26 protein-coding genes and 1 tRNA gene are annotated in these 26,443 nt (G+C 55.2%); 15 read left to right on the top strand and 12 right to left on the bottom strand.

All coding sequences use genetic code 11. The features are described 5' to 3' along the window. Positions 1 to 244 precede the first annotated feature (244 nt). On the top strand, positions 245 to 1,039 hold the full coding sequence (locus tag HMPREF2756_RS01665; RefSeq protein ID WP_070617542.1) for an L-threonylcarbamoyladenylate synthase: 795 nt from the start codon (positions 245 to 247) through the stop codon (positions 1,037 to 1,039). A 137-nt stretch (positions 1,040 to 1,176) separates the two neighbouring features. Then, on the top strand, positions 1,177 to 1,425 hold the full coding sequence (locus HMPREF2756_RS01660; protein ID WP_070617540.1) for a hypothetical protein: 249 nt from the start codon (positions 1,177 to 1,179) through the stop codon (positions 1,423 to 1,425). An 18-nt stretch (positions 1,426 to 1,443) separates the two neighbouring features. On the opposite strand, the gene HMPREF2756_RS01655 is transcribed toward HMPREF2756_RS01660, so the two are convergent. Next, complete coding sequence (locus HMPREF2756_RS01655; RefSeq protein ID WP_070617537.1) at positions 1,444 to 2,406, bottom strand: DUF4031 domain-containing protein; 963 nt, start codon at positions 2,404 to 2,406, stop codon at positions 1,444 to 1,446. A gap of 64 nt (positions 2,407 to 2,470) precedes the next feature. Between HMPREF2756_RS01655 and HMPREF2756_RS01650 the strand changes: the two genes are divergently transcribed. Continuing rightward, positions 2,471 to 2,543, top strand: a tRNA-Arg gene (locus HMPREF2756_RS01650). Positions 2,544 to 2,672: 129 nt separating this feature from the next. Here the strand turns inward: HMPREF2756_RS01650 and HMPREF2756_RS11395 are convergent. After that, complete coding sequence (locus HMPREF2756_RS11395) at positions 2,673 to 3,005, bottom strand: hypothetical protein (RefSeq protein ID WP_246825793.1); 333 nt, start codon at positions 3,003 to 3,005, stop codon at positions 2,673 to 2,675. Positions 3,006 to 3,009: 4 nt separating this feature from the next. On the opposite strand from HMPREF2756_RS11395, the gene HMPREF2756_RS01645 reads away from it, so the two are divergent. Further along, positions 3,010 to 3,582 (top strand): DUF6318 family protein, encoded by a 573-nt coding sequence (locus HMPREF2756_RS01645; RefSeq protein ID WP_238382301.1) that lies wholly within the window; start codon positions 3,010 to 3,012, stop codon positions 3,580 to 3,582. An 89-nt stretch (positions 3,583 to 3,671) separates the two neighbouring features. Here HMPREF2756_RS01645 and HMPREF2756_RS10900 read toward each other — a convergent pair whose 3' ends face one another. Next, the gene (locus tag HMPREF2756_RS10900) at positions 3,672 to 4,040 is read right to left on the bottom strand and encodes a hypothetical protein (protein WP_083301642.1); all 369 of its coding nucleotides are present in this window, start codon (positions 4,038 to 4,040) and stop codon (positions 3,672 to 3,674) included. Here HMPREF2756_RS10900 and HMPREF2756_RS01640 point away from each other — a divergent pair. Beyond that, entirely contained in the window at positions 4,039 to 4,650 is a 612-nt protein-coding gene (locus HMPREF2756_RS01640) for a DUF6318 family protein (RefSeq protein ID WP_083301641.1), read from the top strand. The genes HMPREF2756_RS10900 and HMPREF2756_RS01640 overlap by 2 nt on opposite strands. A gap of 102 nt (positions 4,651 to 4,752) precedes the next feature. Here the strand turns inward: HMPREF2756_RS01640 and HMPREF2756_RS01635 are convergent, their stop codons facing one another. From HMPREF2756_RS01635 to HMPREF2756_RS01625, 3 genes are all read right to left on the bottom strand, one after another. Next, the gene (locus HMPREF2756_RS01635) at positions 4,753 to 5,454 is read right to left on the bottom strand and encodes a TANK-binding kinase 1-binding protein (TBK1-binding protein 1) (protein ID WP_246825792.1); all 702 of its coding nucleotides are present in this window, start codon (positions 5,452 to 5,454) and stop codon (positions 4,753 to 4,755) included. A gap of 195 nt (positions 5,455 to 5,649) precedes the next feature. Next, positions 5,650 to 6,183 carry a GNAT family N-acetyltransferase gene (locus HMPREF2756_RS01630; protein ID WP_070617524.1) on the bottom strand — a complete coding sequence of 178 codons (534 nt, stop codon included), beginning with the start codon at positions 6,181 to 6,183 and terminating at the stop codon, positions 5,650 to 5,652. Positions 6,184 to 6,419: 236 nt separating this feature from the next. Then, a complete protein-coding gene (locus tag HMPREF2756_RS01625; RefSeq protein WP_070617520.1) occupies positions 6,420 to 7,268 on the bottom strand; it encodes a VOC family protein in 849 nt (282 codons plus the stop codon). Positions 7,269 to 7,414: 146 nt separating this feature from the next. On the opposite strand from HMPREF2756_RS01625, the gene HMPREF2756_RS01620 reads away from it, so the two are divergent. From HMPREF2756_RS01620 to sucD, 3 genes are all read left to right on the top strand, one after another. Next, the gene (locus HMPREF2756_RS01620; RefSeq protein ID WP_070617517.1) at positions 7,415 to 10,288 is read left to right on the top strand and encodes an ATP-dependent helicase; all 2,874 of its coding nucleotides are present in this window, start codon (positions 7,415 to 7,417) and stop codon (positions 10,286 to 10,288) included. Between the two features lie 228 nt (positions 10,289 to 10,516). Then, entirely contained in the window at positions 10,517 to 11,683 is a 1,167-nt protein-coding gene (gene sucC, locus HMPREF2756_RS01615; RefSeq protein ID WP_070617514.1) for an ADP-forming succinate--CoA ligase subunit beta, read from the top strand. Positions 11,684 to 11,712: 29 nt separating this feature from the next. Further along, entirely contained in the window at positions 11,713 to 12,630 is a 918-nt protein-coding gene (gene sucD / locus HMPREF2756_RS01610) for a succinate--CoA ligase subunit alpha (RefSeq protein ID WP_037236873.1), read from the top strand. Positions 12,631 to 12,752: 122 nt separating this feature from the next. On the opposite strand, the gene HMPREF2756_RS01605 is transcribed toward sucD, so the two are convergent. From HMPREF2756_RS01605 to HMPREF2756_RS01585, 5 genes are all read right to left on the bottom strand, one after another. Next, positions 12,753 to 13,388 carry a GyrI-like domain-containing protein gene (locus tag HMPREF2756_RS01605; RefSeq protein WP_210393487.1) on the bottom strand — a complete coding sequence of 212 codons (636 nt, stop codon included), beginning with the start codon at positions 13,386 to 13,388 and terminating at the stop codon, positions 12,753 to 12,755. Continuing rightward, entirely contained in the window at positions 13,372 to 13,908 is a 537-nt protein-coding gene (locus tag HMPREF2756_RS01600) for a PadR family transcriptional regulator (RefSeq protein ID WP_070617512.1), read from the bottom strand. The genes HMPREF2756_RS01605 and HMPREF2756_RS01600 overlap by 17 nt, the downstream gene beginning before the upstream one ends. Positions 13,909 to 14,210: 302 nt before the next feature. Next, entirely contained in the window at positions 14,211 to 15,419 is a 1,209-nt protein-coding gene (locus HMPREF2756_RS01595) for a VIT1/CCC1 transporter family protein (RefSeq protein ID WP_070617509.1), read from the bottom strand. Between the two features lie 284 nt (positions 15,420 to 15,703). After that, positions 15,704 to 16,204 carry a Dps family protein gene (locus HMPREF2756_RS01590; RefSeq protein ID WP_013397818.1) on the bottom strand — a complete coding sequence of 167 codons (501 nt, stop codon included), beginning with the start codon at positions 16,202 to 16,204 and terminating at the stop codon, positions 15,704 to 15,706. A 278-nt stretch (positions 16,205 to 16,482) separates the two neighbouring features. Then, positions 16,483 to 17,139: an HAD family hydrolase gene (locus tag HMPREF2756_RS01585; protein ID WP_070617507.1), complete on the bottom strand. Its 657-nt coding sequence runs from the start codon at positions 17,137 to 17,139 to the stop codon at positions 16,483 to 16,485. A 74-nt stretch (positions 17,140 to 17,213) separates the two neighbouring features. Between HMPREF2756_RS01585 and HMPREF2756_RS01580 the strand changes: the two genes are divergently transcribed. From HMPREF2756_RS01580 to HMPREF2756_RS01570, 3 genes are all read left to right on the top strand, one after another. Continuing rightward, positions 17,214 to 17,807: a hypothetical protein gene (locus HMPREF2756_RS01580; RefSeq protein ID WP_246825791.1), complete on the top strand. Its 594-nt coding sequence runs from the start codon at positions 17,214 to 17,216 to the stop codon at positions 17,805 to 17,807. Positions 17,808 to 18,032: 225 nt separating this feature from the next. Next, positions 18,033 to 20,630 carry an ATP-dependent chaperone ClpB gene (gene clpB / locus HMPREF2756_RS01575; RefSeq protein WP_070617504.1) on the top strand — a complete coding sequence of 866 codons (2,598 nt, stop codon included), beginning with the start codon at positions 18,033 to 18,035 and terminating at the stop codon, positions 20,628 to 20,630. Positions 20,631 to 20,828: 198 nt separating this feature from the next. Beyond that, positions 20,829 to 21,206: a VOC family protein gene (locus tag HMPREF2756_RS01570; protein ID WP_070617501.1), complete on the top strand. Its 378-nt coding sequence runs from the start codon at positions 20,829 to 20,831 to the stop codon at positions 21,204 to 21,206. 159 nt (positions 21,207 to 21,365) lie between these two features. On the opposite strand, the gene HMPREF2756_RS01565 is transcribed toward HMPREF2756_RS01570, so the two are convergent. Continuing rightward, a complete protein-coding gene (locus HMPREF2756_RS01565) occupies positions 21,366 to 21,902 on the bottom strand; it encodes a PadR family transcriptional regulator (RefSeq protein ID WP_070617498.1) in 537 nt (178 codons plus the stop codon). 151 nt (positions 21,903 to 22,053) lie between these two features. On the opposite strand from HMPREF2756_RS01565, the gene HMPREF2756_RS01560 reads away from it, so the two are divergent. The 4 genes from HMPREF2756_RS01560 to HMPREF2756_RS01545 all read left to right on the top strand — a co-directional run bounded on the left by HMPREF2756_RS01560 (position 22,054) and on the right by HMPREF2756_RS01545 (position 26,416). After that, positions 22,054 to 23,022 carry a Sir2 family NAD-dependent protein deacetylase gene (locus HMPREF2756_RS01560; RefSeq protein ID WP_070617495.1) on the top strand — a complete coding sequence of 323 codons (969 nt, stop codon included), beginning with the start codon at positions 22,054 to 22,056 and terminating at the stop codon, positions 23,020 to 23,022. Positions 23,023 to 23,272: 250 nt separating this feature from the next. Beyond that, positions 23,273 to 24,283 carry an excalibur calcium-binding domain-containing protein gene (locus HMPREF2756_RS01555; RefSeq protein ID WP_070617491.1) on the top strand — a complete coding sequence of 337 codons (1,011 nt, stop codon included), beginning with the start codon at positions 23,273 to 23,275 and terminating at the stop codon, positions 24,281 to 24,283. Positions 24,284 to 24,787: 504 nt separating this feature from the next. Next, on the top strand, positions 24,788 to 25,384 hold the full coding sequence (locus HMPREF2756_RS01550; RefSeq protein ID WP_004005538.1) for a DUF4956 domain-containing protein: 597 nt from the start codon (positions 24,788 to 24,790) through the stop codon (positions 25,382 to 25,384). Between the two features lie 195 nt (positions 25,385 to 25,579). Then, positions 25,580 to 26,416, top strand: a complete 837-nt coding sequence (locus HMPREF2756_RS01545) for a polyphosphate polymerase domain-containing protein (protein WP_013397809.1) — start codon at positions 25,580 to 25,582, stop codon at positions 26,414 to 26,416. The last annotated feature ends 27 nt before the right edge of the window (positions 26,417 to 26,443 follow it).

Below are 26,443 nucleotides of genomic sequence, written 5' to 3'. Positions count from 1 at the left end.
TCCAATCGGATAGGTGCCGTCTTTGCGTGCTCTGGAAGGTATATATGCCTTTCGAACTCGGTGTCAGACTTGGTGTCACACTCGTAAGGCTTGCGTGCAGATTCTAGGCGCTTAAGCCCTCACACCGCGGCTCTATGGCAGAAAAACGCGGGAGAGACCGCATCGTGGTCATGTGAATATCTCATGATGTGACTATATAAAGATAGGCTTGCCTTGTCTTCTGGGCGAGTACAATACTTGAACTATGGAAAATACATCATCAACTCCCATCCGCGAAGACTGGACGGGCGAGGCATCTCCGACAGCTGTAGCAACCCTCTCAGGCACCGGCGGCCTGATCGTCGCCCCCACAAAGGTTGGCTATATCCTCATGGCTACTGATGGCGAAGGTCTCGAACGTAAATTTGATGCCAAGCTCCGCAAGCGCGAAAAGCCCGGTGTCGTGCTGTGCGCATCCTTAGAACAGCTCGATAAACTCGCCCAGATGACCCCAGAAATCCGCGAATTCTACCGGAAACACTGGGATGACGACATTCTTTTAGGATGCATTCTGCCCTGGCGCGAAGACGCTGAAAAGTACCTGCCGGATGAAACGACGAAGGAACTTGCCCGCGATGCGCGCGCAACCAGCTGCTTCGTGGTGCGTTTTGGTACCCCCGCAGAACAGATTGTTCGTGCCCTCTGGGAGAATGAAGGGAAACTGACCTTCGCGAGCTCAGCAAACCCCTCGGGCATCGGTAATAAGGGGCGCGTGACGGGCATTGGCGACCGCATCGAGAACGGCGTAGACGTGATTGTGCGCGGCGATGAATATGTGAAATCCATTCAACCCGATAAGACCGACGAAACACGCCACGAACAGGGCGTGATGGTCTCAATGGTCGATGCCGAGGGCAACCTGGTGCCCGAACAGCACGGTGAACGCGGCGTGACCCCCGCCCCCACCCTGATTCGTAAGGGTCTGGACTATGAAGAGATTATGCGCCATCTGAGCGACTCATTCCCCAGCTGGGATTATCGCCACGGCATGTACTACTAAGCCCGCCTCAGGCTATTTTCGGTAGGTTATACGGGGCGTGCGTCTGATGGTCGATCAGGCGCACGCCCCGTATATGTCTCTAGGCGTGAGGCGAAAATACGTTCTTGTGGGGCAGGATATGCGGGTACCATAGAAGAATGCCAACACAGTTTGAAAGCCCTAAGAACAGCTCCGACCAGGAATTTACGTACCTTGCCGTCGGCATGGTTGCGGGTGCGATTCCGGGCATTGTGATCGGTCTGCTCGTCGCTCTGCCGCTCGGCAACCCGGCCATGTGGGTTTCTGTCGTCGGCGGCATAGGCATTATTATCGGCATGGTGAGTGCCCGCATGATCTACCGCAAGAAAACGAGGGCACGAAAAAATGCCCGCAGTGAGCAGGAATAGCCCATCGGCGGGCACAATTTAGTGTGCCTCCTTGGTCGGCTGTTCGCTCAACGCTGCGCGGTAGCCCTCCAGCTCGGTACGGAGGTTCAGACGCGCGGGCGCATCCCAGAGAAGATGCGCGGTGTCTGAGGCATAGATCGCCGTGCGGTTCAGAAAACCTTGCAGAATCGCCGCTCGACCGCGAGTGAAAGCGTCAGAAGCGTAATGAGCATACTCGGCGCGAACCCCGGCGACATAGCGGGTATAACGCGGGCTATCGGCGGCGAGAATCGCAAGGTCAGCATCAAGGAAGAATGCTGCATCGGCACGGGTAAGTGCGCCAGAGGTATATTCTTCAATACCATCGGCTAATTGGTGAGAAGCCGTGAGCTCTATCAGGTGCGCAATAGCGGTAACCTCGCGGTTCGTGAGAGACCCGGTGCTTGCCAGGGGAGTGAGGGCGGTGCGTGCGAGGTCGGCACTAGCCGCCTCGTCTTCGCCGGGATTTGCCTCGTAGACGGCATCATGAAACCATGCCGCCAGAAGTACTGCCCGCGGGGTTGCGGTGTGGTGTCGTTTGTAAAGGGTCTTGAGCGCGGTGAGCATTTCCGAAAGATGCACGCTCGTGTGGTATTTCCGATGCGGCTGCTCGTAACGTTCCAGTAGATCTTCGCCCAGTGCTGTGTGTCCGGGCAGCAACGAGTCCCAGGCGCGCATGAGACGCGGGCGTATTTTGTTAGGGCGTTCCCGCAATGGCACCCGCAGCCCGCTGTCTATCAGGATGCGCGTCAGCCGCGATCCGCTCACCTCGCGCGCACCTGCACGAACCAGCCCCTCGTACCGATACGCGGGAACGTCGTAGTGGTCGGCATCGAAAGCACGCGGACTTATGCCGGTTTTCGCCGCAAAATCGTGAAGTTCCGCCAAAGAAGTGTCAGAAATTAGGTGCGAAAAGACCGTGCCGTGTGCGGGCCAGACGGGCGGGTCAATAAAAATACTCACTCGTCTATTCTAGGGGCGTGTAAGATGCTAAATCCTGTGTGATGCTCGTATAATGGAACGAGTTGCCCCCGTAGCTCAGGGGATAGAGCACTTCTCTCCTAAAGAAGGTGTCGGACGTTCGAATCGTCTCGGGGGCACGGGTAGCGAACCCGCTTGATGCAGCTTCCTCGCGGAGGAGCATCAAGCGGGTTTTATTTTATCTGCAGGGCGCCGTTGCCCGTGTTGAGGGCGTAGAACATAAAGATTCCATAACATTTTGCCGCAAATCATGAAGTAGGCAGCCCTATACGCTTATTCTGAAAGTGACCGATAAACACCCATACATATCTATGAGAGGCAATGATGTCTTCTATTTTTACCCGCAGAAATGCATTGTTCGTGTTCGGAACCGGAGCCGGTGCGGCATTATTGAGCGCGTGCGGTGGTAATTCCACCGCTGAAAGCTCCGGGTCGGGGAGCGCATCGTCGTCTGATGTATCGCCGAGTGCCTCTTCAAGTTCAAGCTCTTCATCGTCGAGTTCAGCCTCGGCCAGTTCCTCGTCAGCTTCTGCATCATCAAACTCAGGATCCTCACCATCGCAGTCTGGCGCAACCGACATTGATATGAGCGGCAGCTATGGCGGAAAAATCGATTTTGAGTCCGTTCTGGAATACGAGAAATCCGGTACATATGAGCCCGCTACGAAGGAGCATCCGGCAAAAAACGTTCCTAAACCCAAGAAACCTGCCGGTGCGGATGAGAAGTCGCTCAAGGGCCTCCACCTGAGCATCGCGTTTGCGGTTGCCGCAACGCAATACGCCTATAACACGGGGGATTACTCCCTGCTGGAGCAAAGCTCTATGTCGGAACCAGAACGCAATTACTTCTTGAGGGAAGAGAAGGAACGACTCGATAAAACCCGCGAAGGCACATTCTGGCCGGATAATATCACGATCGAGTATACGCTCACCGAAGAGAGTCCCCGGCTTGAAGGCGATGGCGAATACAAATGGGATCGTGAATTTATCGTTGAGTACGGTAAATTCGAGGTTGTTGACGGCAAAGTTGAGTACCATTCAGACGAAGACCACGACATGATATATCGCGATAAATTTATAGGTAATCTGACGGCGCAGTATATTAACGGAGCTTGGATAACCAGCGCGGTTGCCAATCAACCGAAGTCTAAGAGCTAAAACGTAAGTGGTCTTGCCTCTGTAAAGGTATTTATCTCCGAAGGACTCTGTTTATCCTTTCGGACTACTAATGTGCGTGCTGTACTGCTCTATACTCCTGTGCGACGAGTATTGCTGATGATGACGGGAACTTGTGCGCTGTGCCGCGCAAAGGGGCAGTGCAAGCCTAAACTTAAACATATACCGATTTGTCCTACACTTCCGATAAGGAGAACTCTACTCATGTCTTCTCTGCTCGATCGCCGAACCGCTTTACTGGTTCTGGGCTCTAGCGCCGGTGCCGTATTTTTATCTGCATGTGCCCCTAAGGTGAATGGGATTGAGGCGACGTCGCCCGCATCCTCTAGTTCATCGTCTTCTTCCAGCTCGTCGAGCTCTAGTTCGTCGTCAAGTTCTTCAAGCTCCAGTTCGTCGGCATCACGTTCAGCGTCGTCAAGCCCGAGCCCGAGTATCGACATGAGCGGCAGCTACAAGGGCGATATTAACTTTGAATCCGTGCTCGAATACGAGAAGTCGGGTACTTTTGAGCCCGCCACCAAGGAACACGCTCAGAGAAACACCCCCAAACCCAAGAAACCGGGGAGTGTCACCGAGAAATCCCTCAAGGGGATGCGCGACACTATCGCCTATACGGCGGCAACGGTCGAATACGCCATTAATACAGGTGATTACTCGCTTATTGAAAACGGTCCTATGAGCACATCCGAGAAAAACCATTTCTTAGACAGCGAGATGAAGGATCTGCTGCAGAGAGCACGGGACGGCAAACGCTGGGTGGACAACGCCAAAATAACCTACACTTTGGATGAAGACAAGCCCGTGTGGGATGGAGAAGTCTACTCGTGGAAACGTACCTTTACGATGAATTACGGCAAATTTGAAGTTGACGACGGGAAGGTAGAGGACGTATCAGACGGCGGAGGCGACGCTAAACGGGAATATAAAGGTCACCTGCTGGCGGAATACCGCAACGGATCTTGGGTTGTTGCAGGTATAGCATCACAGTTTGAAGACGATGACGATCCCGTAACTCCGTCGAGCTCCCCTAGCGCATCAGCAGGGATTTAGGACCGAGCCCGTCTTCCGCGCGGGGCTCTGCATGAGTCCTCCCATGAAAAAGGAACCCTAATCGTGAATTAGGGTTCCTTTTTATGAGAGGACGAAGGGGAGTTATTCTTCGGGTTTACCGTCTGCCTCGGCGTTTGGCCCGCCCGCGATAAAGGTGGAGGCCGCATCCTTAATGCTGCGCACCAGCTGGTATGCGATACCCGCCAGAGACAGAAGCAGCAGCGCCCAATCCACAGGTAACAGCACGTTCAGAGCACCGGGCTGATGCGCGGGGTCGGCGAGCGTTGCATCCAGCATAAAAATCGTGGCAATGTGCACGAGCAGGTAGCCCACCGGAGCCGCCGTGAACAGTGCCCGCAGCACCTTCGGCAGGCGCGACGTATACGCCAGAAACGCCAGCGAAAGCCCAAAAAAGAGCGCAAAAACTATGCCCACCGAACGATGCGCATACGTATACGCACCCAGATTGTCGCCCAGCCCGGAGGCGAAGGCGGACAGAGCTTCGGTTGAGGTGACGGGGGAGAGATCGGGAACCTGGGCGTTCGCCAGCCTGCCGTAGCTTGGCAGCACCCAGAACGCCACATAGGCGCCCAACAGCAGGGAAATCGTGACCGCCACGTACAGAAAGGTCTTCGAACGCTGCTGTTCGGCGGGTGCGTTCGCGCGCACGGCACGGTCATCCATGACCTGTTTGAGCTCATGAATTTTATGCTCTTGGGGTTTTCGCCCGGACTGCGGTCGGCTCTGCCCCTGCTGCGCCTGCTCGCCGTACAGGCGTTTCTTCTGACCTTGTGATAGACCCATACCTTCCATTATTGCGCAGAGCGACTGGCCGTGTCAGCGTGGGGCCTTTACCAAAAGAATGCTGTGGAGTATATATACGGGGCAGGCTTCTTGGTCTTCTGCCGCGCGACATTGCTTATTTGCTACCGGAAACTGACAGCCGCAAAGTCGGTTATATCCTGACATACCATACCTAGTTTTCTTTACTTGCGCGTATTACTCACCCAGACTCGCAATTGTCCTCTCTCCGCTTTCCCAGTCACTACGGATCACCGCATATCCCATGACATCGCACCTGATACCCTGAACGGTAACTCCAGCTTCTCGATAATGCGCCTCGTGAACCCAACCTGCAGAGTTAAAAGCACGACGCATAGCAATATTGTCGCTTCGTGTATTGCCCTCAACACGGATAATGGAGCTTTTGGATTCAAAAATAAGGTCAGTTAGCTTAATGAGCGCAATACTCCCGAGCCCTTGATTTCTATATTTCGCTGCCATACGCATATCTATTTCTGCTGTGGAATCTTGCAGTCCGTGTACTATGGCAATACCGACGTGCTCTCCATCGTTGTGAATAAAGGCAACACGGTTATTAGGTTCCGAGAATTCCTGCTCTTCAAACCGGCGTATGAGGCTCTCATGCGATACGTTATGTTCAAGATGGAATGGCCAATCGCTGCCGCAGAAAACATTCTCAAATGGTTCCCATTCGTGCTTTATATCTGCCCAACGAACAACACAGTTCATGTTTTTCCTAACTTATTTTTCAGCTCATATTTTGTGTTTCGAGAACGTATGAATCTCATCTTCAACACTGAGCTCACATAATAAAACATAGGAGGAATCAACCGTAATAATCTGATAGTACAGGGTATTACTTTCGGAACTTATACCACCGATTACGCCAAGGGGTTTCATGATGGAAATTCCCTTTACTATTTACTGAGGAGTCCTCACAGTAGGGTCAGATGATGCCAGTACCCTTATAGCTTGGCCAGGTCGATCTTGCCCATGTGCAGGATCTTATCGCGTGTGGCGGCGTTGGCCATGAGTTCGGCGATGTTGTAGGGGACGATCTGCCACGAGACACCCCAGCGGTCGACGCACCAGCCGCAGCGCTCGGCCTCGGGCACAGCAGAGAGCCCCGCCCAGTAGCGGTCGATCTCTTCTTGGTCGCGGCAGGAGACAATCATGGAGACTCCGGGCGTGAAGGTGAAATCGTGGAAGGTCCCAGAGTCCGTGGCTGCTATCCAAGTGCCGCGCAGGGTAAAGTCGGTGAACATGACCGTACCCGCATCCAGCGGTCCGCCTTCCTCGTAACGGTACAGAGCACCGCGGTGGGCGTTATCAAACAGGGCGATCCAAGCGTCTGTGGCTTCCTCGGCATGAGCGTGATTAGTACCGCCGAACATGAAGGATGGGATAACAAAGGGGCGCGGATCGCCGTCCGGGTCGGTGAGCATGAGCTGCCAGGTCATGCCGAAACGGTCACGAACCCAAGCGTAGCGCGGGGAGAAGGGGTACTTACCCAGCTCCATGAGTACGCCGCCGGTACTGAGCCGCTCATAGAGCTCATCAAGGTAGTCTCGGGCCTGTTCCTCTCCGCCGAATAAGAGCGGATCAAAGTTCAGGATGCAGCTGATCGACGGGTTCGGGGCATATTGGTTACCGCCGTTGATGAGCGAGAGCTTGAAACCGTGGATGCTGACCGTTGCCGCAAGCCCGGGCGCCTGCTCGGTCACGGATGCATCGCGAAAAACATTGGCGTAGAACTGTGCTGCTTCGTCGGCGGTGCCGTCGCACCAAATAGCGGGAGTGATGACCTGATCCATCCGGTCATCGTAACATGTCTACACCGCGCGGTGGGGTACCGCTAAGAGCGAATTATGCGCGGCAAACGGGCGCGATGGGTGGGAGCGAGAGGGCAAATACGGTAGCATGGAATATCGAACGTGTATTCTAGGCAGCGAGGTAGATCATGAGCGAACCCACCAACTCCGCATCCGGCGTTGAGCCTGCCGCAGATACCCTCTTTGCCGATCTCGAAAACACGCAGCCACCCTACGATCCCGAATATGATGCCCACATTCCGCCGGAAGATAGTTCCGCACCCGAAGAAGACCCCTTCGCCCACGAATCTTTTATGCCCGAGCTCAACCCTGAAGCGGTGACCTCCCAAACTGTCACCGCCCACGAGGATGCACTCGGCGAGTTCATGCCGCCCGCCTACCGAGTGGGCGGGTACGGAAGCGAGTACAACCCAGAAGACCCTTACGGGGAGCGCACCTATTCGCTCAGCACAATCGACCCCGCAACCCTGATCAACGGGCTTAACGACCGGCAGCGCGAAGCTGTTTTACACGCCGGCTCGCCCCTGCTGATCGTCGCCGGAGCCGGGTCTGGCAAAACCCGCGTGCTGACGCACCGCATCGCCCATCTGCTCGCAACCGGTCGGGCAACCCCCGGGCAGATTCTCGCCATCACCTTCACGAACAAGGCTGCGGCGGAAATGCGTGAGCGCATCCAAGTGCTGATCGGTTCGCGCGCACAGCACATGTGGATTTCCACCTTCCACAGCTTCTGCGTGCGCGTGCTACGCCGAGAAGCTAAGGCACTCGGGCTCAAATCGACCTTCACGATCTACGATTCGGCGGATTCGCAGCGCCTGCTCACGCTCATTATCAAAGAGTTGAACCTGGACACCAAAAAGTTTGCCCCCAAGGCCGTAGGGCACAGGATTTCTGCCCTCAAAAACGAGCTGGTGAGCGCCGAAGAATACATTGCGGCGGCAGCGAATAACCCGTGGGAAAAGACTATCGCGCAGATTTACACCGTCTACACTCAACGCCTTCGCGCCGCGAACTCCCTCGACTTTGACGACCTCATCGGCAAAACCGTGTTTTTGCTCAAGAAGTTTCCCGAAATCGCAAACTATTATCGCCGCAAATTTCGGCATATTCTGGTGGACGAATACCAAGACACCAACCACGCCCAGTACGCACTCGTGCGGGAGTTAGTGGGGGCGCATCCGCAGGGAAACACTCGCGAGCAGGGACCGTACCCGGATGCTCCACCGCCCGGCGAACTGACCGTCGTGGGTGACTCAGACCAGTCGATTTACGCCTTCCGCGGCGCCGACATTCGCAATATTACGGATTTCGAGAGTGACTACCCCAATGCGCACATTATTCTGCTGGAACAGAACTACCGTTCCACGCAGAACATTCTCTCTGCCGCGAACGCCGTGATTGAACGCAACCCCAACCGCCGCCCCAAGAAGCTGTGGACGGCATCGGGGGAGGGCACAAAAATCGTGGGGTACGTCGCCGAATCCGAACATGCGGAGGCGCGCTATATCGCCCAAGAAATAGACCGGCTTGCCGATGAACACGGCATCAAACCCTCGGATGTGGCGATTTTCTACCGCACCAATGCTCAATCCCGTGCCCTTGAAGAACTCCTGATGCGCGCCGGACTGCCGTACCGCGTGGTCGGCGGCACCCGGTTCTACGAGCGCAAAGAAATTAAAGATGCGCTCGCCTACCTGCGCGCCCTCTCAAACCCGGACGACGACGTGAGTGTGCGGCGTATTCTCAACGAACCTAAACGCGGTATCGGTGCGAAATCTGAGACCGTGGTTGCCGATCACGCATCGGCACAGCGAATTTCTTTCTTCGCCGCCGCCCGTGCCGCTGCCGCCGAGCCGGGGAGCGTGCCGGGTTTGGGCGCTGCCGCCGTGAAAAAGTATGCTCAGTTCGTCAAGCTCATGGACGACCTCGCCCAGATTGCGCGCACCGAATCAGCCGCCACAACCCTAGAAGCGGTGCTCGAACAGTCTGGCTATCTCGCCGCCCTGCGCGAATCTAAGGATATTCAGGACGAATCCCGGGTGGAAAACCTCTCGGAGCTGCTGGATGCGATGGTCGAGTTTGAGGCGGAGAACCCCGGCGCGGACTTAGAACAGTTCTTAGAGCATGTCTCGCTGGTGGCTGATGCCGACTCGATCCCCTCCCGAGGCGCCTCCGCCGACGGGCAGACCCCGTCTGCCGCGCAGATTGCCGCCGAGGCCGCAGAAGCGAAGGCACAGGGCATGATTACCCTGATGACCCTGCACACCGCCAAAGGCCTGGAGTTCCCGGTTGTTTTCCTGACCGGGCTGGAACACGGGCTGTTTCCGCATCAGCGGGCGCTGACCGACGAGGGCGAGATGAGCGAGGAACGCCGCCTTGCCTACGTGGGGCTCACGCGCGCGATGCAGCGGCTCTATATCACCCGCTCTGAGACCCGCACGATGTGGGGCAAGAGCCAGTTCAACCCGCCTTCCCCTTTCCTGGAAGAGATTCCCGAGGAGCTGATCGAGTGGCGTCGCCTGGGCGGATTTGCCGGGTTTGGTGCCTCCGGGATGGGTGCATACGCCAACGGTGCCAGCGGGTATGGAGGCTACGGGCAGGGCGGCTATCGCGGGGCGAGCGGATACAGTTCCGGCGGTGGGCGCAATGCTGATGGGCGCGGGTTAGACAGGCGCAGCACGGGCGGCTACGGCACAGGATACGATGAATCCCGCACCCGAGCGAACCGTGAACCATCAACCGCCGAGGTCAATGGTTCGGCAAGCTACGGTTTGGCGGCCGCAGCCAGCGCATCCGGAGCGGTGCGCAACCGATCACGGGTGCATCAGGGCAAGGAAATTCCGCAGCTGAAGGTGGGCGATACGGTGCGCCACACCAAGTTCGGAGAGGGCCGAGTTCTCGCTCTGGAAGGCACCGGCGATAAGACCGTGGCGAAGGTGCGTTTTGCCTCCGAAGAGAAGCGTTTGCTGCTGCGGTATGCGCCGTTGGAGAAAGTCTCGTAACCCCCCGACCCGTAGGGCGCATCTGAACACGTGATGCCACCCACAAAAACCGGGTTGATGCGCACCCACAAGTGCACACTAACCTATATTTCCGATAAAGTAGAGACGAGAGGATTTCGAAAGCGTTTTCGCGCGCCCGCACGGGTGCCAAGGCGCATCGTATGAACCTCATGAGACCAGGCCGTCGCATCCCATGCGGCGGCATCACTTCGACGAAGAAGGACACCTGTGGACCTTTTCGAATACCAGGCGCGCGATCTCTTCGCAAAGCACGGTGTACCCGTGCTCAAGGGTATTGTTGCGACCACTCCCGAAGAAGCAAAGGCAGCAGCTGAGGAAATCGGCGGCCTGACCGTCATTAAGGCTCAGGTTAAGACCGGTGGCCGCGGTAAGGCCGGCGGTGTGAAGCTCGCTAAAAACCCTGAAGAGGCATACGAGTACGCTCAGCAGATTCTTGGTATGGATATCAAGGGTCATACCGTTCACCGCGTGCTGGTCGCACAGGGTGCCGACATTGCTGAAGAATACTATTTCTCGATTCTGCTTGACCGTGCAAACCGCTCGTACCTTGCCATGTGCTCGGTCGAGGGCGGCATGGAAATTGAGCAGCTCGCCGCTGAACGCCCCGAGGCTCTCGCTAAGGTTGAGGTGGACCCGCTGGTGGGCATCGACTCCGCTAAGGCACAGGAGATCGTTGAGGCCGCCGGGTTCTCCGCTGAACTACAGCCTAAGGTGGTTGAGGTTCTCGTGAAGCTGGGCGATGTCTTCAATAAGGAAGACGCAACCCTTGTTGAGGTTAACCCCCTCGTGCAGACCCCCGAAGGCGATATTCTGGCTCTTGACGGCAAGGTCTCTCTCGACGATAACGCGGAATTCCGCCAGCCCGATCACGTGGCGCTTGTTGATAAATCCGCCGAAAACCCGCTGGAAGCTAAGGCTAAGCAGCACGACCTGAACTATGTGAAGCTCGACGGTGAAGTTGGCGTTGTCGGTAACGGTGCCGGTCTGGTGATGTCTACCCTGGATGTGGTGGCATACGCTGGCGAAAAACACGGCAATGTGAAGCCCGCCAACTTCCTCGATATCGGTGGCGGCGCATCCGCTGAGGTTATGGCTGCGGGCCTTGAGATTATTCTGGGCGATGAGCAGGTTAAGAGCGTTTTCGTGAACGTCTTCGGCGGTATCACCTCGTGCGATGCCGTGGCTGAGGGCATCGTGAAGGCGCTTGAGATTCTGGGCGATTCCGCAGCTAAGCCGCTTGTGGTGCGCCTGGACGGCAACAACGTGGAGGAAGGCCGCCGCATCCTCTCTGAGGCAAACCACCCGCTCGTGGTGCAGGCAACCACCATGGATTCAGGCGCCGACAAGGCAGCAGAGCTCGCTAACAAGGCGTAATCGCCACCGAAGGATTTATAGGAAAAACTATGTCTATCTTTGTGAACAAAGACTCTAAGGTCATCGTTCAGGGCATCACCGGCGGCGAAGGCACCAAGCACACCGCTCGTATGCTCGCAGCCGGCACGAACATTGTGGGCGGCGTGAACGCCCGCAAGGCTGGCACCACCGTTACCCACAAGGCAAAGGACGGCTCCGATGTTGAGCTGAAGGTCTTCGGTACCGTTGCCGAGGCTATTGCCGAAACCGGTGCAAACGTTTCGATTGTTTTCGTGCCGCCCGCCTTCACCAAGGCTGCCGTGCTTGAGGCTATTGAGGCTAAGATCGGTCTGGTCGTCGTCATTACTGAGGGCGTGCCTGTGCAGGATACCGCTGAGTTCTGGGCTGCCGCGAAGGCTTCGGTGGACGAGAACGGCAAGCAGATTACCCGCATTATCGGGCCGAACTGCCCCGGCATTATCACCCCTGAGGAGTGCCTGGTCGGTATTACTCCTGCGAATATCACCGGAAAGGGCAAGATCGGTCTTGTTTCCAAGTCTGGTACCCTCACTTACCAGATGATGTTCGAGCTCGCCGACATTGGGTTCACCACCGCTATCGGTATTGGCGGCGACCCGATTATCGGCACCACCCATATTGATGCTCTGGAGGCTTTCGAGGCTGACCCGGAGACCGAGGGTATTGTGATGATTGGTGAGATTGGTGGCGACGCGGAGGAGCGTGCCGCTGAGTACATCAAGGCGAACGTCACCAAGCCTGTGGTCGGTTACGTGGCTGGCTTTACCGCTCCCGAGGGCAAGACTATGGGCCATGCGGGTGCGATCGTCTCAGGTTCTTCGGGTACCGCTCAGGCGAAGAAAGAGGCCCTGGAGGCTGCTGGCGTGAAGGTTGGCAAGACCCCTTCCGAGGCCGCTAATCTGATGCGCGAAATCTTCGCCAACAAGTAGCATCCCGCCCGGTTCAGGCAGCTAATAAGACCCCCGGCGGTGCGAGTATTATGCTCGCGCCGCCGGGGGTCTCGTATATTCTCACAGCCAGGGTGCTATCTTCTAGTGAATAAACGCCACTCTTATTTAATCGGGTGACGGACGACAGTCTTCATTTTTTCTGGGTTGGCTTTCCTCGGGTCACTGAGATAAATTTCATGATGTAGGCGCTCTGAGCTCATATCTATTTGATAGCCATTTTGAATGGCAAACTCATGCATTGCAGCAACGGTTTCAGGCTCGCTGTCATAAGTGCCAATGTGCATACATTGTACACAGAGCCCTTCGTCGTAAGTTAGAAATTCAACCTTTGAAAAATCACGCTTTTTCTTCTTCGTGGCTGTTTCAACAGCCCAGTCGAAGTCTTCTTTGGCTACAAAGTCTGGCAATCGAATGACGGATATAAAATGCATATCTTGTTTCCTCGTATAATCCATTTCATTTCCGCTTTTATCTTGCCACCAGAAACCTTCAAGAGGTGGAACAGTATAGTTAAAGAAGTCAGCTATCTTATGAGGGCCTTTATAGCTCATTTTTAGGGTATAAGCCACTCCATACAGTAATTCAATAGCTTCTTTATACTCGCCCCCATCTTGATTAGGGTCGCCTGTACCGCGAACAGCCAGATAGTTCATTGTGGGAACAGTGATAATGCTGGGTTCTGTCTTAGGCTGGTAGAGTTCTTTGAACTCTTTCTTATAATCAAATACCATCTTCATTTCCTCCTTGAAGTAGATGAATTTCCTGATTGATCCAATCTAATTCCGCCAGCATTAGTGTTTGCCCAAGACTAAAAAGCTGTTGAGCAATGGGGGCATGATGCTGACTATTTTCTCGTTCGTGTGACATGTTGCTGAGGTCAGTTTCAAGACTCTCCTTTCGCTTGGAAAGCGCGACAATTAACTCCTCATTGCCTAAAAGAAAACTGGTTGCGAACCCCGTCATAAAATGTGTGTTTGTGGGCCTACGTTCGCAAATCAGCTCTAGTGTTGATTCCTTTAAGGCTTCAACACCTTTATCGGTAATCTGATATTCCTTTTTCTCTTTACCTTTACTGGCTTTGCTATCAGCCAACCCCTTTTTCTCTAATTTATCAAGAATGTAATAAATAGATGAGAACCCAATGTCTGACCACTGACGCATGCCACGTTCCGTAATTACCTGTTCAATGTGATAACCGTGCTGCGGCCCTTCAGTCAGAATACCTAGAATAAGTTGTTCATTTAATGAAATACCCATAGACACCTTCATCATATTATTCTAGTAGTAGAATACTTCTACTCTAGTACTAGAATAATATATTGTCAATACTTATAAACAGCCTACTTTTAGGGTGCTGTTCATGGAAGGGTGCTGCGCTCATGCAACGGAACACCGGCTTCTCAGCTACCTATACCGCTTGTTTCTAAAATCGGCCAGAGGATATTTGTCGTGGTGCGTGGGCTGTTTGGTGGTTGCAAAACAACCTCTAAAGAATAACTCTCCACATATTGAATACAGACAAGAGCTCTTGTCAGACTAGCCTTTCTGGGGTGGTGGCTCTATCCCAGTGTGGTTCCGAAGGCTAGGCCCAGCAGGTAGGTGATGCCCGCCGCGCCTAGCCCGATAAGGATTTGGCGCAGCCCGCGGCGCATCGGGGAAGACCCCGAGAGCAGACCCACAATACCGCCGGTGAAGCCCAGCGCTATGGCGACGAACAGGAGCGAAAGCGCCATCGCCCAGACGCCGGAAATCCCGAAAATATAGGGCAGAATCGGCACGAGCGCCCCGGATGCGAAAAAGCTAAACGATGCCGCCGCCGCGCCAATATCCGTACCGAGTGCTACGTTCTCTTCCTCGCCCTCTTCATCTGCACGATGCGACAGTGACGGGTCGCAATCGCAGTCGAGGTACCCGAAACGTTCCAGCGCGCGGTGATGCGCCGCCTCCTCATCCATACCGCGCGCCCGGTAGATGAGCTCAAGCTCATTCGCATCAATATCAAGGTCACTCGCCACACGCAGGGTCACCTGGGTCGGCTGGGATGCATCCAAAAGTTCACGCTGGGAACGTACCGAAACGAACTCGCCCGCCGCCATAGAAAGCGCGCCCGAGAGCAGCCCGGCAATCCCCGAAAGTAACACCATAGAGCTGGACGCACCCGAGGCCGTAATACCGATCGTCAGCGCCAGATTCGAGACCAGCCCGTCGTTCGCGCCGAACACCGCCGCGCGGAAGTTGCCAGAGAGTTTTTCACGCCCGTTAGTTGCCAGGGCACGGATAATTTCTTCGTGAATAGCCTCGTCAGCCGCCATTTCTTCGGTGGCGTCCGGATCTTCGGCGTAGGGGGAGCGGGATTCGGCACGCTGAGCCATCGCCAGAATAAAAACCGATCCGAAATGCCGCGCAAGGAACTGCAAAATAGCCGAAGACAGTGAGGGGCGTGAGGGTTTACCGGCATGTTCTCCAAGCATATCGCGCCAGTGTTGTTGATGGCGTTTCTCGGCCTCGGCAACCTGCATCAGAATCTCACGCTCTTCGCCCTCGGCGCGCTGGGCTAGGTAGCGGTAGATGCGCGCCTCCGACTCTTCATCGGCGAGATAACGCCGCCACCGCCGGATTTGCGCGTCACTCGGCTGGGTGACGGGGTGGTGCCGTGCAGGTGCGTGCCCGGTTGCCGAGGAAGAATCTTGGGATGCGGTGCGAGCCCCCTCAGTTTGGGTGGTGAGAAGATGCTCGCTCTGAGTTTTATGCGGTTCGGCCGATGTCATAGATATCCCGGGTAGATTGGTGTGCAACTCACCAGCATAGGGGGTTCGTACTCGAAAATCTAGGAAAAGGTGCCGGTGCTTTTATGTTCGCTGCGTCGAAAAATATCTTTCCCAGTACCCTCACTGGTACGTTTCTTCATGCGAAAAAGAATTTACAGGTAGCGTGAGAAACGGCTGTTAAGAAAACCTAAGGAAAATCAATACAGGGGATAGTTAGGGCAATAAAGGTGCCGCCTCCCGCGTAGGGGAGACGGCACCTTTCGTTCTAAAATCCTGTGTGCGGATTACTTGATTTCGCCTGCGCTGTTCTCTAGGAATGCGCGAACGAACCACTGGAACTTCTCAAGCTCAGCGGTCTGACCGATCAGCAGGTCCTCGGTAATGGGGTCAACCTTGCCGGCGAACTCGATAGCCTTGCGATGGTCTTCGATCACGCGGGTGTAGACGTCGTTGAGGGCATGCAGGTGCTCGGTCACGCGAGCGCGGCCTACGGGGTAATCCTCGTGGTTGCGTGCTGCGACCAGTGCACCGGCGAGACCATTGGGGGTTGCGCCCAAGGTTGCCATACGTTCTGCGATGTCGTCCACGAAGTTGCGAACGGTATCGACCTGCGGGTCAATCATTTCGTGCACGGCGATGAAGTCGGGGCCGGTTACGTTCCAGTGTGCGTGCTTCAGGGAAAGATGCAGTTCGTTAAGGTCGTGCAGACGAGCCTGCAGAACCTCGGAAATTTCTTTGCCTTCGTCAAGAGTAAGACCGGGTGCGGTGTATTGTGCGAATGTCATGTGAGACTCCTTCTTAGTGCGTAGATGCTGCTTCAAGGGGTAGACGGCGGGGGATTCTCACCCGCTATCTCCCCGCAAAAGCGTTATCCTTAGTAAATCATTTTTACGCCCCGGAGTCAAGTTTATTTTTAGTAATTCATAATAAGGGTGGCTTTGGATGCGGTTCTGACAACGCTAAAAAATAGCCCAGATAAGGCTTAGCACACCCCGCCACAACCCTGCACCATCAACAAACTATCATTGTGAATACGGTGAGGAACGCGAAAATCGGGTGGCTATTACCCTAAGGCGCGCACCGCATCCAACGTTAACTCGGTATGTAACATGCGGGTACTCCCCAGCTCGGCGGGAACCTCAAGCTCACCCGGCACTACAATCACCTTCATGCCCGCCGCCGTTGCGCTGCGCACCCCGGAGGGCGAATCCTCAACCGCCACACACCGGCTAGGCTCAACCCCCAAACGCTGCGCCGCCAAAAGGTATGGCTGCGGATCAGGCTTTGGATGCGTCGTCTCATCGTTGCCAATAATGACCGAGAACGTTCCTTCCGGGGCGGCATCGGCTGTACGCTGAGCGATCGACGTAGTCGCATTCGTAACAATTGCCGCTGGAATCTGGGCATCACGCACTTGGGTCAGGAAACGCTCAATACCGGGCAGAAACTCCACCTGCTGATGCGTCAATGCCTCACGAACCTTGGCAACTAGGCGCTCATTAATCTGCTCATCCGGCAGATCAACCCCGCGTTCGCGCAGGCGGTCAAGCGTAAATTTCATAGAAAGCCCCAGACAATCCAGGGTATCCTGCTCGGTCCAGGTGCCGCCGAACTCGACCGCCAGAGCAACCTTCGCGGCAGCCCACACCGGCTCGGTATCCACAAGCGTGCCGTCATGGTCGAAAAGAATTGCGGCGGGAAAAGAAGCATTATTCGTCATAGATTAAGCCTACCGGTCGGGTGTTCAGGTGCCCATCATCCTGCACATGTGCCACAGCTAGTACTATGGGCTATGTGAATAACGTATCCGAACATCACGAAGGGCAGGCACCAATGCGCCCGCCGCAGCGTATGCATCCGATTCGGACTATAACGCTTTATCTGGCCTACCCCATGGCATTCGTCTCTGCTGCTTGGATTACCGTCGGCCGTGCCCTCTTTGGTGCCGCTGGTGATCTCGTGCCCATTTTTGCTATCTCATTTGGCCCAGCACTCGCCGTAATTCTGTGTCTGGGCGCGCGGTGGATGCTTCGTGATGCGCATCGTCGCGTTGCCAGTGGCGAGTACGCGCGGGTTGGTGCATCCTGGGGATTCGTATTTTCCGTGTGGACCTGCTGGGCGCTCGCATTTCTCTTTGGGATGTTCATTCCCGACTACCGTGCCGGGGTGCCGGTGTCGGGAATTGGTGCGCTCGCGGGTGCCGATTACGTGGGCTACGGTGCAGGATTCGGGAATACCTTCGGAATTTTGACCTTTGCCATGGCTATTACCGCCGCCGTGATCGCTTTCAATGCCAATAGGCGCTCGGCGCGCATACAGCAGGGTGTTACCGACGAGGTTTTGGAGGAGCAGGCGCGACAACAAAGCCCGTATGACTTCTTGGACTGAGGCCTAGTCTGGCCCTCTCATCCCGCGCCCTAAAAAGGCTCTTTATGTAAATAAAGCGTATTTTTCACCGCTTTATTTACATAAAGAGCCTTTTTAGGGCTGAATTTTGGTCCGGAAAACCTGCATTAACCCCTTGCATCCAAACATTGAGTGTAGTAGACTCAAGTTAGCTATAAAAAGAAGGCGCAGGATGCGCCCCGCACAAGACACGAAAGGATAAGATTTATGGACGCAAAATTCACCACCAAGAGCCAAGAAGCGCTCTCCGCCGCTAATATGAACGCGCAGACAGCGGGTAACCCCAGCATCGAACCTGCGCACATCCTCAAAGCACTGATGGATCAGCGAGAAGGCGTTGCCGTAGCGGTTCTCAAGGCCGCAGGGCTCGATATCGACGCTATCTCGGAAGCCGCATCCGCAGAGATTAAGAAGCTGCCGAAGGCATCTGGCGCATCTGTGCAGAACGCAAATTTCAGCCGCAGCGCCCTCGCCGCTATTCAGAGTGCACAGACCCACGCTCAGAAATTTGGTGATACTTATATCTCCACCGAAATGCTGCTGCTGGGCATCGCAAGCGGCGATAGCGATATCGCTCGCGCACTTGAAAACCTGGGCGCAACCGCCAAAGTCATTGAAGAGACCATTCCCCAAGTACGAGGAGACCGCACCGTGGATACCCCGGACCCCGAAGGCACCTTCCAGGCCCTTGAAAAGTACGGAACCGACCTGACAGCGCTCGCCCGCGAAGGTAAACTCGACCCCGTGATCGGCCGAGACTCCGAAATTCGCCGCGTGGTGCAGGTGCTTTCCCGGCGTACCAAGAACAACCCCGTGCTTATTGGTGAACCCGGCGTCGGCAAAACCGCCGTGGTCGAAGGGCTGGCGCAGCGCATGGTCTCCGGCGACGTCCCCGAATCCCTGCGTGGTAAAACCCTGATCAGCCTTGACCTTGGATCCATGGTTGCGGGTGCTAAATACCGCGGCGAATTCGAGGAACGCCTCAAGGCCGTGCTCGAAGAAATCAAGAAATCCGAAGGTCAGATCGTCACCTTTATCGACGAGATGCACACCGTGGTTGGTGCGGGCGCATCCGAAGGTTCTATGGATGCAGGCAATATGCTCAAGCCCATGCTGGCACGTGGCGAGCTGCGCATGATTGGCGCTACTACACTCGACGAGTTCCGCGAGAATATTGAGAAAGATCCCGCTCTGGAACGTCGTTTCCAGCAGGTGTACGTGGGTGAGCCTAGTGTTGATGACACTATCGGTATTCTGCGTGGGCTCAAGGAACGCTACGAGGCGCACCACAAGGTGCAGATTTCCGACGCCGCCCTGGTCGCCGCCGCAGCACTTTCAAATAGGTATATTCCCTCACGTCAGCTGCCCGATAAGGCGATCGACCTGGTGGATGAGGCCGCATCGCGCCTGCGCATGGAGATCGACTCGGCCCCCGAGGAAATCGACCAGCTGCGCCGCGCCGTAGACCGCTTGACGATGGAGGAACTGGCCCTCAAGAACGAGACCGACCCGGCGTCGAAGGAACGCTTGGCGGCGCTGCGTAAAGACATGGCTGACAAGAAAGAACAGCTGGATGCGCTCAACGCCCGCTGGGAAGCCGAAAAGGCCGGTCTGAACCGCGTGGGCGATTTGAAGAGTGAAATCGATGAGCTGCGTTCGCGTGCCGAGGTGGCACAGCGCGAGGGTAACCTGGCGGATGCATCCCGCCTGCTCTACGGCGAAATTCCCGCCAAGGAGAAGGAACTGGAGGAAGCTCAGCGCGCCGAAACTGAGGCTCATGGCGAGGCTATGGTCTCTGAAGAGGTCACGGCTGACGACATTGCCGAGGTTATCTCTTCCTGGACGGGTATTCCCGCCGGGCGCATGCTTCAGGGCGAATCCGAGAAGTTGCTGGAGATGGAGAAACGTATCGGTGAACGTTTGATCGGTCAGGAAGCCGCCGTGGTTGCCGTAGCGGATGCGGTTCGCCGCGCCCGCGCCGGAATTTCCGACCCGAACCGCCCGATTGGTTCCTTCCTGTTCCTGGGGCCGACCGGCGTGGGTAAGACCGAGCTTGCGAAGGCTCTCGCGGAGTTCCAGTTTGATGACGAGCATGCTCTGGTGCGCATCGACATGAGTGAGTACGGCGAGAAACACAGTGTTTCCCGCCTGGTGGGTGCGCCTCCCGGATACGTGGGTCACGAAGAGGGCGGTCAGCTGACCGAGGCCGTGCGCCGTCGCCCCTATTCCGTGGTGCTGCTGGACGAGGTTGAGAAGGCCCACCCCGAGGTCTTCGATATCCTGCTACAGGTGCTTGATGACGGTCGTCTGACTGACGGTCAGGGCCGCACCGTGGACTTCCGCAACGTGATTCTGATTCTGACCTCGAACCTGGGTTCGCAGTACCTGGTCGATCAGGAGATGCCGTTTGAGGAGCGCACCGAGAAGGCGATGCAGGTGGTTCACCAGGCGTTCCGTCCCGAATTCCTGAACCGTCTGGACGACATCATCATGTTCGAGCCGCTCTCTTCCGAGCATCTGGGACAGATTGTGAACCTGCAGATTCAGGGCATGGGCAAGCGTCTGACCGACCGCCGCCTGACCCTGGATGTTACCCCCGCCGCCCTGGAGTGGCTGGGCTTGGCAGGGTACGATCCGGCCTTCGGCGCTCGTCCGCTGCGTCGCCTGGTACAGCGCGAGATCGGCGACCGTCTGGCGAAGGGCATTCTCTCGGGTGCTATTCACGATGGTGACACCGTAGAGGTGGATGTGAACCCGGATGTTGCAATGGACGGTCTGTCAGTGACCTCCAAGCGTGACGACTAAATCATCACGGCGCAAAATAGAATGCTAAGTTGCAGCGGGAGCGTAAATTACGCTCCCGCTGCAACTTTCTTCATGGAATAGTCTCTCCAGAGCTAGAACGCTATTTTATTTCCTCGTACGCTCGGAATAACGTCCTGGTATGTTATGAATAAAATGACAGCGAACGAACCATTATCAAAGCCATAAGGAGGCGGACCAGTGATCGATCATTTTGGTATCAACGTCAAAGATATTGAAGCAAACAAAGTATTTTATGAGGCAGTGCTGGCGCCGCTGGGCTACGCCAAGACAATAGACGAAGAGCCATATGGCATGGGCTTTAGCAACCCAGACCGCACGCAGCACACGGGAATGTTTTGGCTTGGGCAAGGTGAGCCGTCATCACCGCTGCATTTCGCTTTTACCGCGCCATCGCGGGCAGCGGTAGATGCATTCTACGAAGCGGGCTTGGCAGCGGGAGGGCAGGACCATATTGCCCCAAGTGTGCATGCTGACTATCATCCGAACTACTATGCTGCCTTTCTTATTGACCCTAGCGGGCATAAGATCGAGGCAGTGTGCCATAAAGCGCCATAGAGGTATCTAGTAGGGTATATTACTGGCCCCCTAACTCCTCTCCGATTGATGCGCCGCCACCAAACGACGATGCAATTACCTTTGCACATAACCGCTCCCCGGAAATGCAAGGCCGGCGCAGCAGCGGTTATTGCCGAATCAAGAGCGCGGAATCAGCCCTTACTTCTTGCGATTCTGATAGAAATCCTTCTCGAATTTGCGTGCCCAGTCCGCAATGAGTCGGTAGGTATCGGAACACAGCTCTAGGGTTGCCTTCGCCTCTATCTGGTCTTCGATGGATGCGGCAGCCTGTTCCAGCCGATCTGCCCATTCGCTGTAGGTATCTGCAATAGACTGCAACAGCTCGTGCCCCATCTTCTCGTCCACCATGCGGATATTCGCGATGACGGAGACGAAGTTGAAGTCTACGCGCGCAGGGCTGGAGGCAATATCGTAGAGAAGCTCATGAAGACGTTCCTTGCCTTCGAGAGTAATGGAGTATACCGTGCGCTCAGGCATAGCACTGTCTTTGACGGTGGTGCTCTCCACATATCCCTGCTTGTAGAGCTGTACCAGGTTGCGGTATACGGAGGGTGAGCTGATGCGTGCCCAACTGCGTACTCCGCGCTGGTCCATCATTTTGTTCATTTCGTAGGCGCTCATCGGGTGCTCATGCAGAGCCCCCAGGATCATAGCGTCGATAGTTGGGGTTGCCATGATGCTTCCTTTCACTATTACTGTTACTAACAATACTATCATTAATACTAATCTTGCGTATAGGAATTTTTGACGAAGAGAACCTGGGCAGGGGAGCAGGTTGCCCACCCCTAACTAGGGAAGAGAAACATTCCCGACATACACTAGACACATGGAAAAATGGACCGATACGCAGAACTTCGCAGACGCGGGCGAGAAAAGCACACTCATCGCCTCCGCGCATCGCGCCGCTATTCGCTCCATTGAACGAGTCGTCACCGAAACCGTCACCCCACACGACCCTCTATACGCTGCCGAGGGCATCGAAAAAATGCTCCGCACCGGCGGCGTTTTGGCGCTTACCGGCGCCGGGGTCAGCACCGAATCCGGCATTCCCGACTACCGCGGACCCTCCGGATCGCTCTTAGACCACCGGCCCATGACCTACCAAGAATTCCGTTACGACGACGCCGCCCGACAACGCTACTGGGCTCGATCTTACGTAGGGTGGAGGCGCATGCGCCGCGCATCCCCGAACCGAGCCCACTATGCGCTCGCCGAACTTGAGCATGCGGGTGCGGTGAACGGCCTGATTACCCAAAATGTTGATGGTCTGCACGTGAGTGCCGGAAGCAAGAACGTGCTGGCGCTGCACGGCGATTTATCCTCAATTCTGTGCCTGGACTGCGGAACGCGCGAGTCGCGTGAGAGCCTGGATGTCCGCCTGGATGCGGCAAATCCGGGGTATCTGGAACGCCTTGAAAGTACCGAATTGCAGGTTAATCCTGACGGCGATGTTGAGCTCGATAACGACTATATTCGCAGCTTCCAGATGGTGGGGTGTACGGTTTGCGGCTCGATGAAACTCAAACCGGATGTCGTCTATTTTGGTGAATCCGTGCCCGCCGACCGGAAGTCTCGCCAGCAGCAGATGCTCGCGGATTCTTCAGGTGTACTGGTGGTGGGTTCCTCGGTCGCGGTTATGAGCAGCTACAAGATTGTGCTTGATGCCCTGCGCGCGGATAAACCCGTGGCGGTTATGAATGGTGGCCCCGGGCGTGCGGATGCGCGCGTCACCTATTTGTGGCGCACGGGCGTGGGGGAGGCGCTGGAAGAAATGCTGGATCGCCTCGATATCTAATCTGCTAATCCGCAGGCTTCTCAAAAGAAAAAAGCGTTGGAAATCCCGATTTTCACTATCAAGAGTCTTTTTTAGAAGAGCTTAAGGTGCCTGAAATAACATTAAAGTTAAAACCTCAAGGTGATATTTAAAGTTTGTGAGAATAGTACATATATCAAAAATACCTGTGTTAATAATTTCCCTTTAAAAAATCTGCTCAAACCCCGTCATAGAGGCGAAGACAGGGCTTTGAGAGAGTAGTATATAAAGCATGAGAACTAAAAAAATTGCTACTTTCGGTGCCGTTGCAGCTCTGAGCTGCGGATTGGTGGGCGGTTTTACTACCATTCCGGCAGCATTTGCCACTAATTCCCTTCCCGGTAATTCTGTATCTACTTCTGTTCCGGGAAATTCGGAACACTCCCACAGCGATGAAGCTAAGATTTCTTTCCCCAATGAATGGAAAGAAGGTCAGGAGTTGACTTTCCAAGGTTCCGGCTATACAACCGAAGACGGTTCTGCTGGTTCCACTCTGGTACTTAAGGACCATGAAGGTTCCATCGTGGGTACCTATGATGCAGATGCGCAGGGCTATGTCTCCGGCAACATCAAGTGGAATGCTGCCTATGCAGAACGTGACTATGTTGAAATTACCGTTCTGACTGGCAAAAAGGCTGGCGATGTGCGGCGCAGCGAGACTGTAAAGGTCAAGGTCGTTGCTTCTGAAAAGAGTGGTTCTCTTCCCGGTGAAGGTGGCCAGGGCGGTATGGGCGCCGTAGGTGGCAGCAGCACTCCCTCATCTACGCCGACTGTGACTCCCTCATCGACTCCTGAAGCAACCACTCCTGCTTCAACTCCGAGCGCATCCAGCACAGCGGAGGCTGCAAGCACCCCATCTGCTGCCGCAACCGAGAACGCCCAGGTGACCAACGGTTCTGAAACTCACCAGTTTGCTACCTGTAAAGAGGCTAACGAAGCAGGGTTCAAGGACATCCAGCGCAATGACGCTGCATATGCCGAGCACCTCGATAGCGACCATGATGGCGTGGCTTGCGAAAGCAACGGCGGCAACGGCGAGCATGGTACCGCATCCAACGGTACCGGCGGTGCAGGTTACGTCTCGGATAACAACGGCGGCTCCAACAACGCTTCCTCGAACAGTAATGGCAAGCTGGCTAACACCGGTGCAAACGGTGCTCTGACCGTAGCAGGTCTGGGTATGGTTGCTCTGGGCGTGGGCGGTGCAACCGTAGCTGCTCTGCGTAAGCGCAAGCGTGCCTAAAGATTAGATGATCAAGTCCTCGGGGCGGCTCTAGAAGCTGCCGGAGGCTACATAGAATCCCTCGTTCCTCATGATTGAGGAGCGGGGGATTTTGCTGTTTAAACCTCAAAATCTAGGAAGAGAGTTTCCGCAAAAAGCTGCCGATAGCCGCCCTCCGTAGCAAGACCCCGCACGGCAGTAATAACGATCGAAAAGCGTACCAATCAGGATTTGCATAGGAGACGTTATCTAAGTCAGAATGTGCCTTTTGCGCATCCTTAGGACCTCTAGATAGGCGCTACACGATCCGTATATGCAAATTCTGAATTTTTATGAGCATACCACCACATTTTTGTAGTACTGAGTCTCGTTCTTTATCCTTTATTCCCTGCAATCGCGGGGAACTTTTAGATATGCACGAAATACATAACTACAAGTTAAGACAGACACAGGAAGAACACAGGAACGGGCGCGAACCTAGAAATACAAGAACATAACGGCACACAAAACGGAACGGAGAGTCCAATGGATATCTTGATGATGGGACTGGCAGACCTAGTAGCAATTGGCACGCTCTGCACCCTGTACATGATTCGTCATAAGACCCGTGAACTCATGATTTCATACGCGGTTATCAACGCCGGTGTTTTCACCGTAACGGTCGCCCTGGCACATGCCGGAAGTACCGCAGGCGCTATGGGTCTAGGACTCTTCGGCGTTCTTTCCATTATCCGCCTGCGATCTACCTCCCTAAGCCAGCGTGAGGTCGGGTACTACTTCGTATCTCTCGCCCTAGGTTTGATCTCCGGCGTGCGGCTTGACCCGCCATATATCGCCTTCATCCTCATGGTGGTACTGGTCGGAATCATCGCACTACTGGATTCACCGATCTTTGAAGCGAAAAACCAGCCGCGCACCCAAACCGTCACGGTGGATCGCGCTATCAGCGACGAAGGAACCCTGAAAGCCTATCTGGAATCGCGCCTCGGGTACGAGGTCGTCTCCGCTAAGATCCTGGAGCTTGACCTGCTCAACGACACCACACAGGTGACCATCACCTACAAAGAGCTTCCCCAACTCCAAGAACACCTTAACGCGAATTACGAATACTACGCTTCCTAGGCTTTATCTCGTAGATATCGCCTAAAACTACACCTAAAAACTCACACGTTGAAAGGACCTACCATGAGTCCCCAAGCACCTCAGCCGTACACCCCGTTTCAGGGTGGCGCCGCACAGACTTTGGAATCTACGCACACCCCTGCGGTAGATAATACTCCGTCTTCTCACCGAAGCGGGCACCGAGAGGAAAGTACCATGTCTATCGTGCCAACCTATTGGCAGAGCATCAGCCTCGATGAACTCAACGAAAAAGCCGCTATGCAGACCCGTGTGGACCGCAAATACATTGTGGACGCAGATTATGCGGCATCTATCCTAGCTGAACTTCCCGCCGACGAGGCGGCCGTCCTAGAAATCGACGGTCAGCGTGAATTCGCCTATGACTCTGTATACTTCGACACCCCTGACCTGGTGAGCTATAAGGCTTCCGCCATCGGCAGCCGTAACCGGTTCAAGGTACGTACTCGCAGCTATCTGGATTCTGACCTGAGCTTCTTGGAAGTCAAGACTGAAGGGGCTCGTGAATTCACGGTCAAGGAACGTATTCCGTACTCTATCGAAAACCGTGACATGCTCACTGCAGAAGGCAAGGAATATGTAGCTACCGCGCTTGAACAGCTGACGGATGCGTCTGTAGATGACCTGGAGCCGGTTGTTCGTACCGGGTACCGTCGTACGACTGTATATCTGCCCCAGTCCGAGCAGAATCCGGTAGATTCTCGTCTCACGATTGATACCTCGCTCACTTGGACTCCGCTTTCAGAAAGCGCGCTCGTGTACACCGCAGACGGCAGTGAAGGACCAACCAAGTATCAGGTCGGTACCGAATATACTGCACCCGGTACGGTGATTATCGAAACGAAATCTGGCAGTGCACCTTCAATCGCTGATAAGTATCTGTGGCGCGCGGGCATCCGACCCGTCAAAATTTCTAAGTTTGCTACGGGTATGGCTGCGCTGAATCCTCAGCTGCCGGCGAACAAGTGGAAGCGCACGATTCAACATTGGATGCAGCTTGAACCAGCCGCTTAGAACTAGACCCTGAGCGGGTAACGTCTT

This window comes from Rothia sp. HMSC067H10 (genome assembly GCF_001810635.1).
GTDB lineage: Bacteria > Actinomycetota > Actinomycetes > Actinomycetales > Micrococcaceae > Rothia > Rothia dentocariosa.
This window is presented reverse-complemented; position numbering and strand designations above follow the sequence as displayed.

Bases quoted from the DNA above. Each gene is read 5' to 3' on its own strand.
- HMPREF2756_RS01665 (WP_070617542.1), top strand. From the start codon at position 245: ATGGAAAATACATCATCAACTCCCATCCGCGAAGACTGGACGGGCGAG.
- HMPREF2756_RS01660 (WP_070617540.1), top strand. From the start codon at position 1,177: ATGCCAACACAGTTTGAAAGCCCTAAGAACAGCTCCGACCAGGAATTT.
- HMPREF2756_RS11395 (WP_246825793.1), bottom strand. From the start codon at position 3,005: ATGTCGGTTGCGCCAGACTGCGATGGTGAGGATCCTGAGTTTGATGAT.
- HMPREF2756_RS01645 (WP_238382301.1), top strand. From the start codon at position 3,010: ATGAGCGGCAGCTATGGCGGAAAAATCGATTTTGAGTCCGTTCTGGAA.
- HMPREF2756_RS01640 (WP_083301641.1), top strand. From the start codon at position 4,039: ATGAGCGGCAGCTACAAGGGCGATATTAACTTTGAATCCGTGCTCGAA.
- HMPREF2756_RS10900 (WP_083301642.1), bottom strand. From the start codon at position 4,040: ATGTCGATACTCGGGCTCGGGCTTGACGACGCTGAACGTGATGCCGAC.
- HMPREF2756_RS01635 (WP_246825792.1), bottom strand. From the start codon at position 5,454: ATGGGTCTATCACAAGGTCAGAAGAAACGCCTGTACGGCGAGCAGGCG.
- HMPREF2756_RS01630 (WP_070617524.1), bottom strand. From the start codon at position 6,183: ATGAACTGTGTTGTTCGTTGGGCAGATATAAAGCACGAATGGGAACCA.
- HMPREF2756_RS01625 (WP_070617520.1), bottom strand. From the start codon at position 7,268: ATGGATCAGGTCATCACTCCCGCTATTTGGTGCGACGGCACCGCCGAC.
- HMPREF2756_RS01620 (WP_070617517.1), top strand. From the start codon at position 7,415: ATGAGCGAACCCACCAACTCCGCATCCGGCGTTGAGCCTGCCGCAGAT.
- sucD (WP_037236873.1), top strand. From the start codon at position 11,713: ATGTCTATCTTTGTGAACAAAGACTCTAAGGTCATCGTTCAGGGCATC.
- HMPREF2756_RS01605 (WP_210393487.1), bottom strand. From the start codon at position 13,388: ATGAAGATGGTATTTGATTATAAGAAAGAGTTCAAAGAACTCTACCAG.
- HMPREF2756_RS01600 (WP_070617512.1), bottom strand. From the start codon at position 13,908: ATGGGTATTTCATTAAATGAACAACTTATTCTAGGTATTCTGACTGAA.
- HMPREF2756_RS01595 (WP_070617509.1), bottom strand. From the start codon at position 15,419: ATGACATCGGCCGAACCGCATAAAACTCAGAGCGAGCATCTTCTCACC.
- HMPREF2756_RS01590 (WP_013397818.1), bottom strand. From the start codon at position 16,204: ATGACATTCGCACAATACACCGCACCCGGTCTTACTCTTGACGAAGGC.
- HMPREF2756_RS01585 (WP_070617507.1), bottom strand. From the start codon at position 17,139: ATGACGAATAATGCTTCTTTTCCCGCCGCAATTCTTTTCGACCATGAC.
- clpB (WP_070617504.1), top strand. From the start codon at position 18,033: ATGGACGCAAAATTCACCACCAAGAGCCAAGAAGCGCTCTCCGCCGCT.
- HMPREF2756_RS01565 (WP_070617498.1), bottom strand. From the start codon at position 21,902: ATGGCAACCCCAACTATCGACGCTATGATCCTGGGGGCTCTGCATGAG.
- HMPREF2756_RS01560 (WP_070617495.1), top strand. From the start codon at position 22,054: ATGGAAAAATGGACCGATACGCAGAACTTCGCAGACGCGGGCGAGAAA.
- HMPREF2756_RS01555 (WP_070617491.1), top strand. From the start codon at position 23,273: ATGAGAACTAAAAAAATTGCTACTTTCGGTGCCGTTGCAGCTCTGAGC.
- HMPREF2756_RS01550 (WP_004005538.1), top strand. From the start codon at position 24,788: ATGGATATCTTGATGATGGGACTGGCAGACCTAGTAGCAATTGGCACG.
- HMPREF2756_RS01545 (WP_013397809.1), top strand. From the start codon at position 25,580: ATGTCTATCGTGCCAACCTATTGGCAGAGCATCAGCCTCGATGAACTC.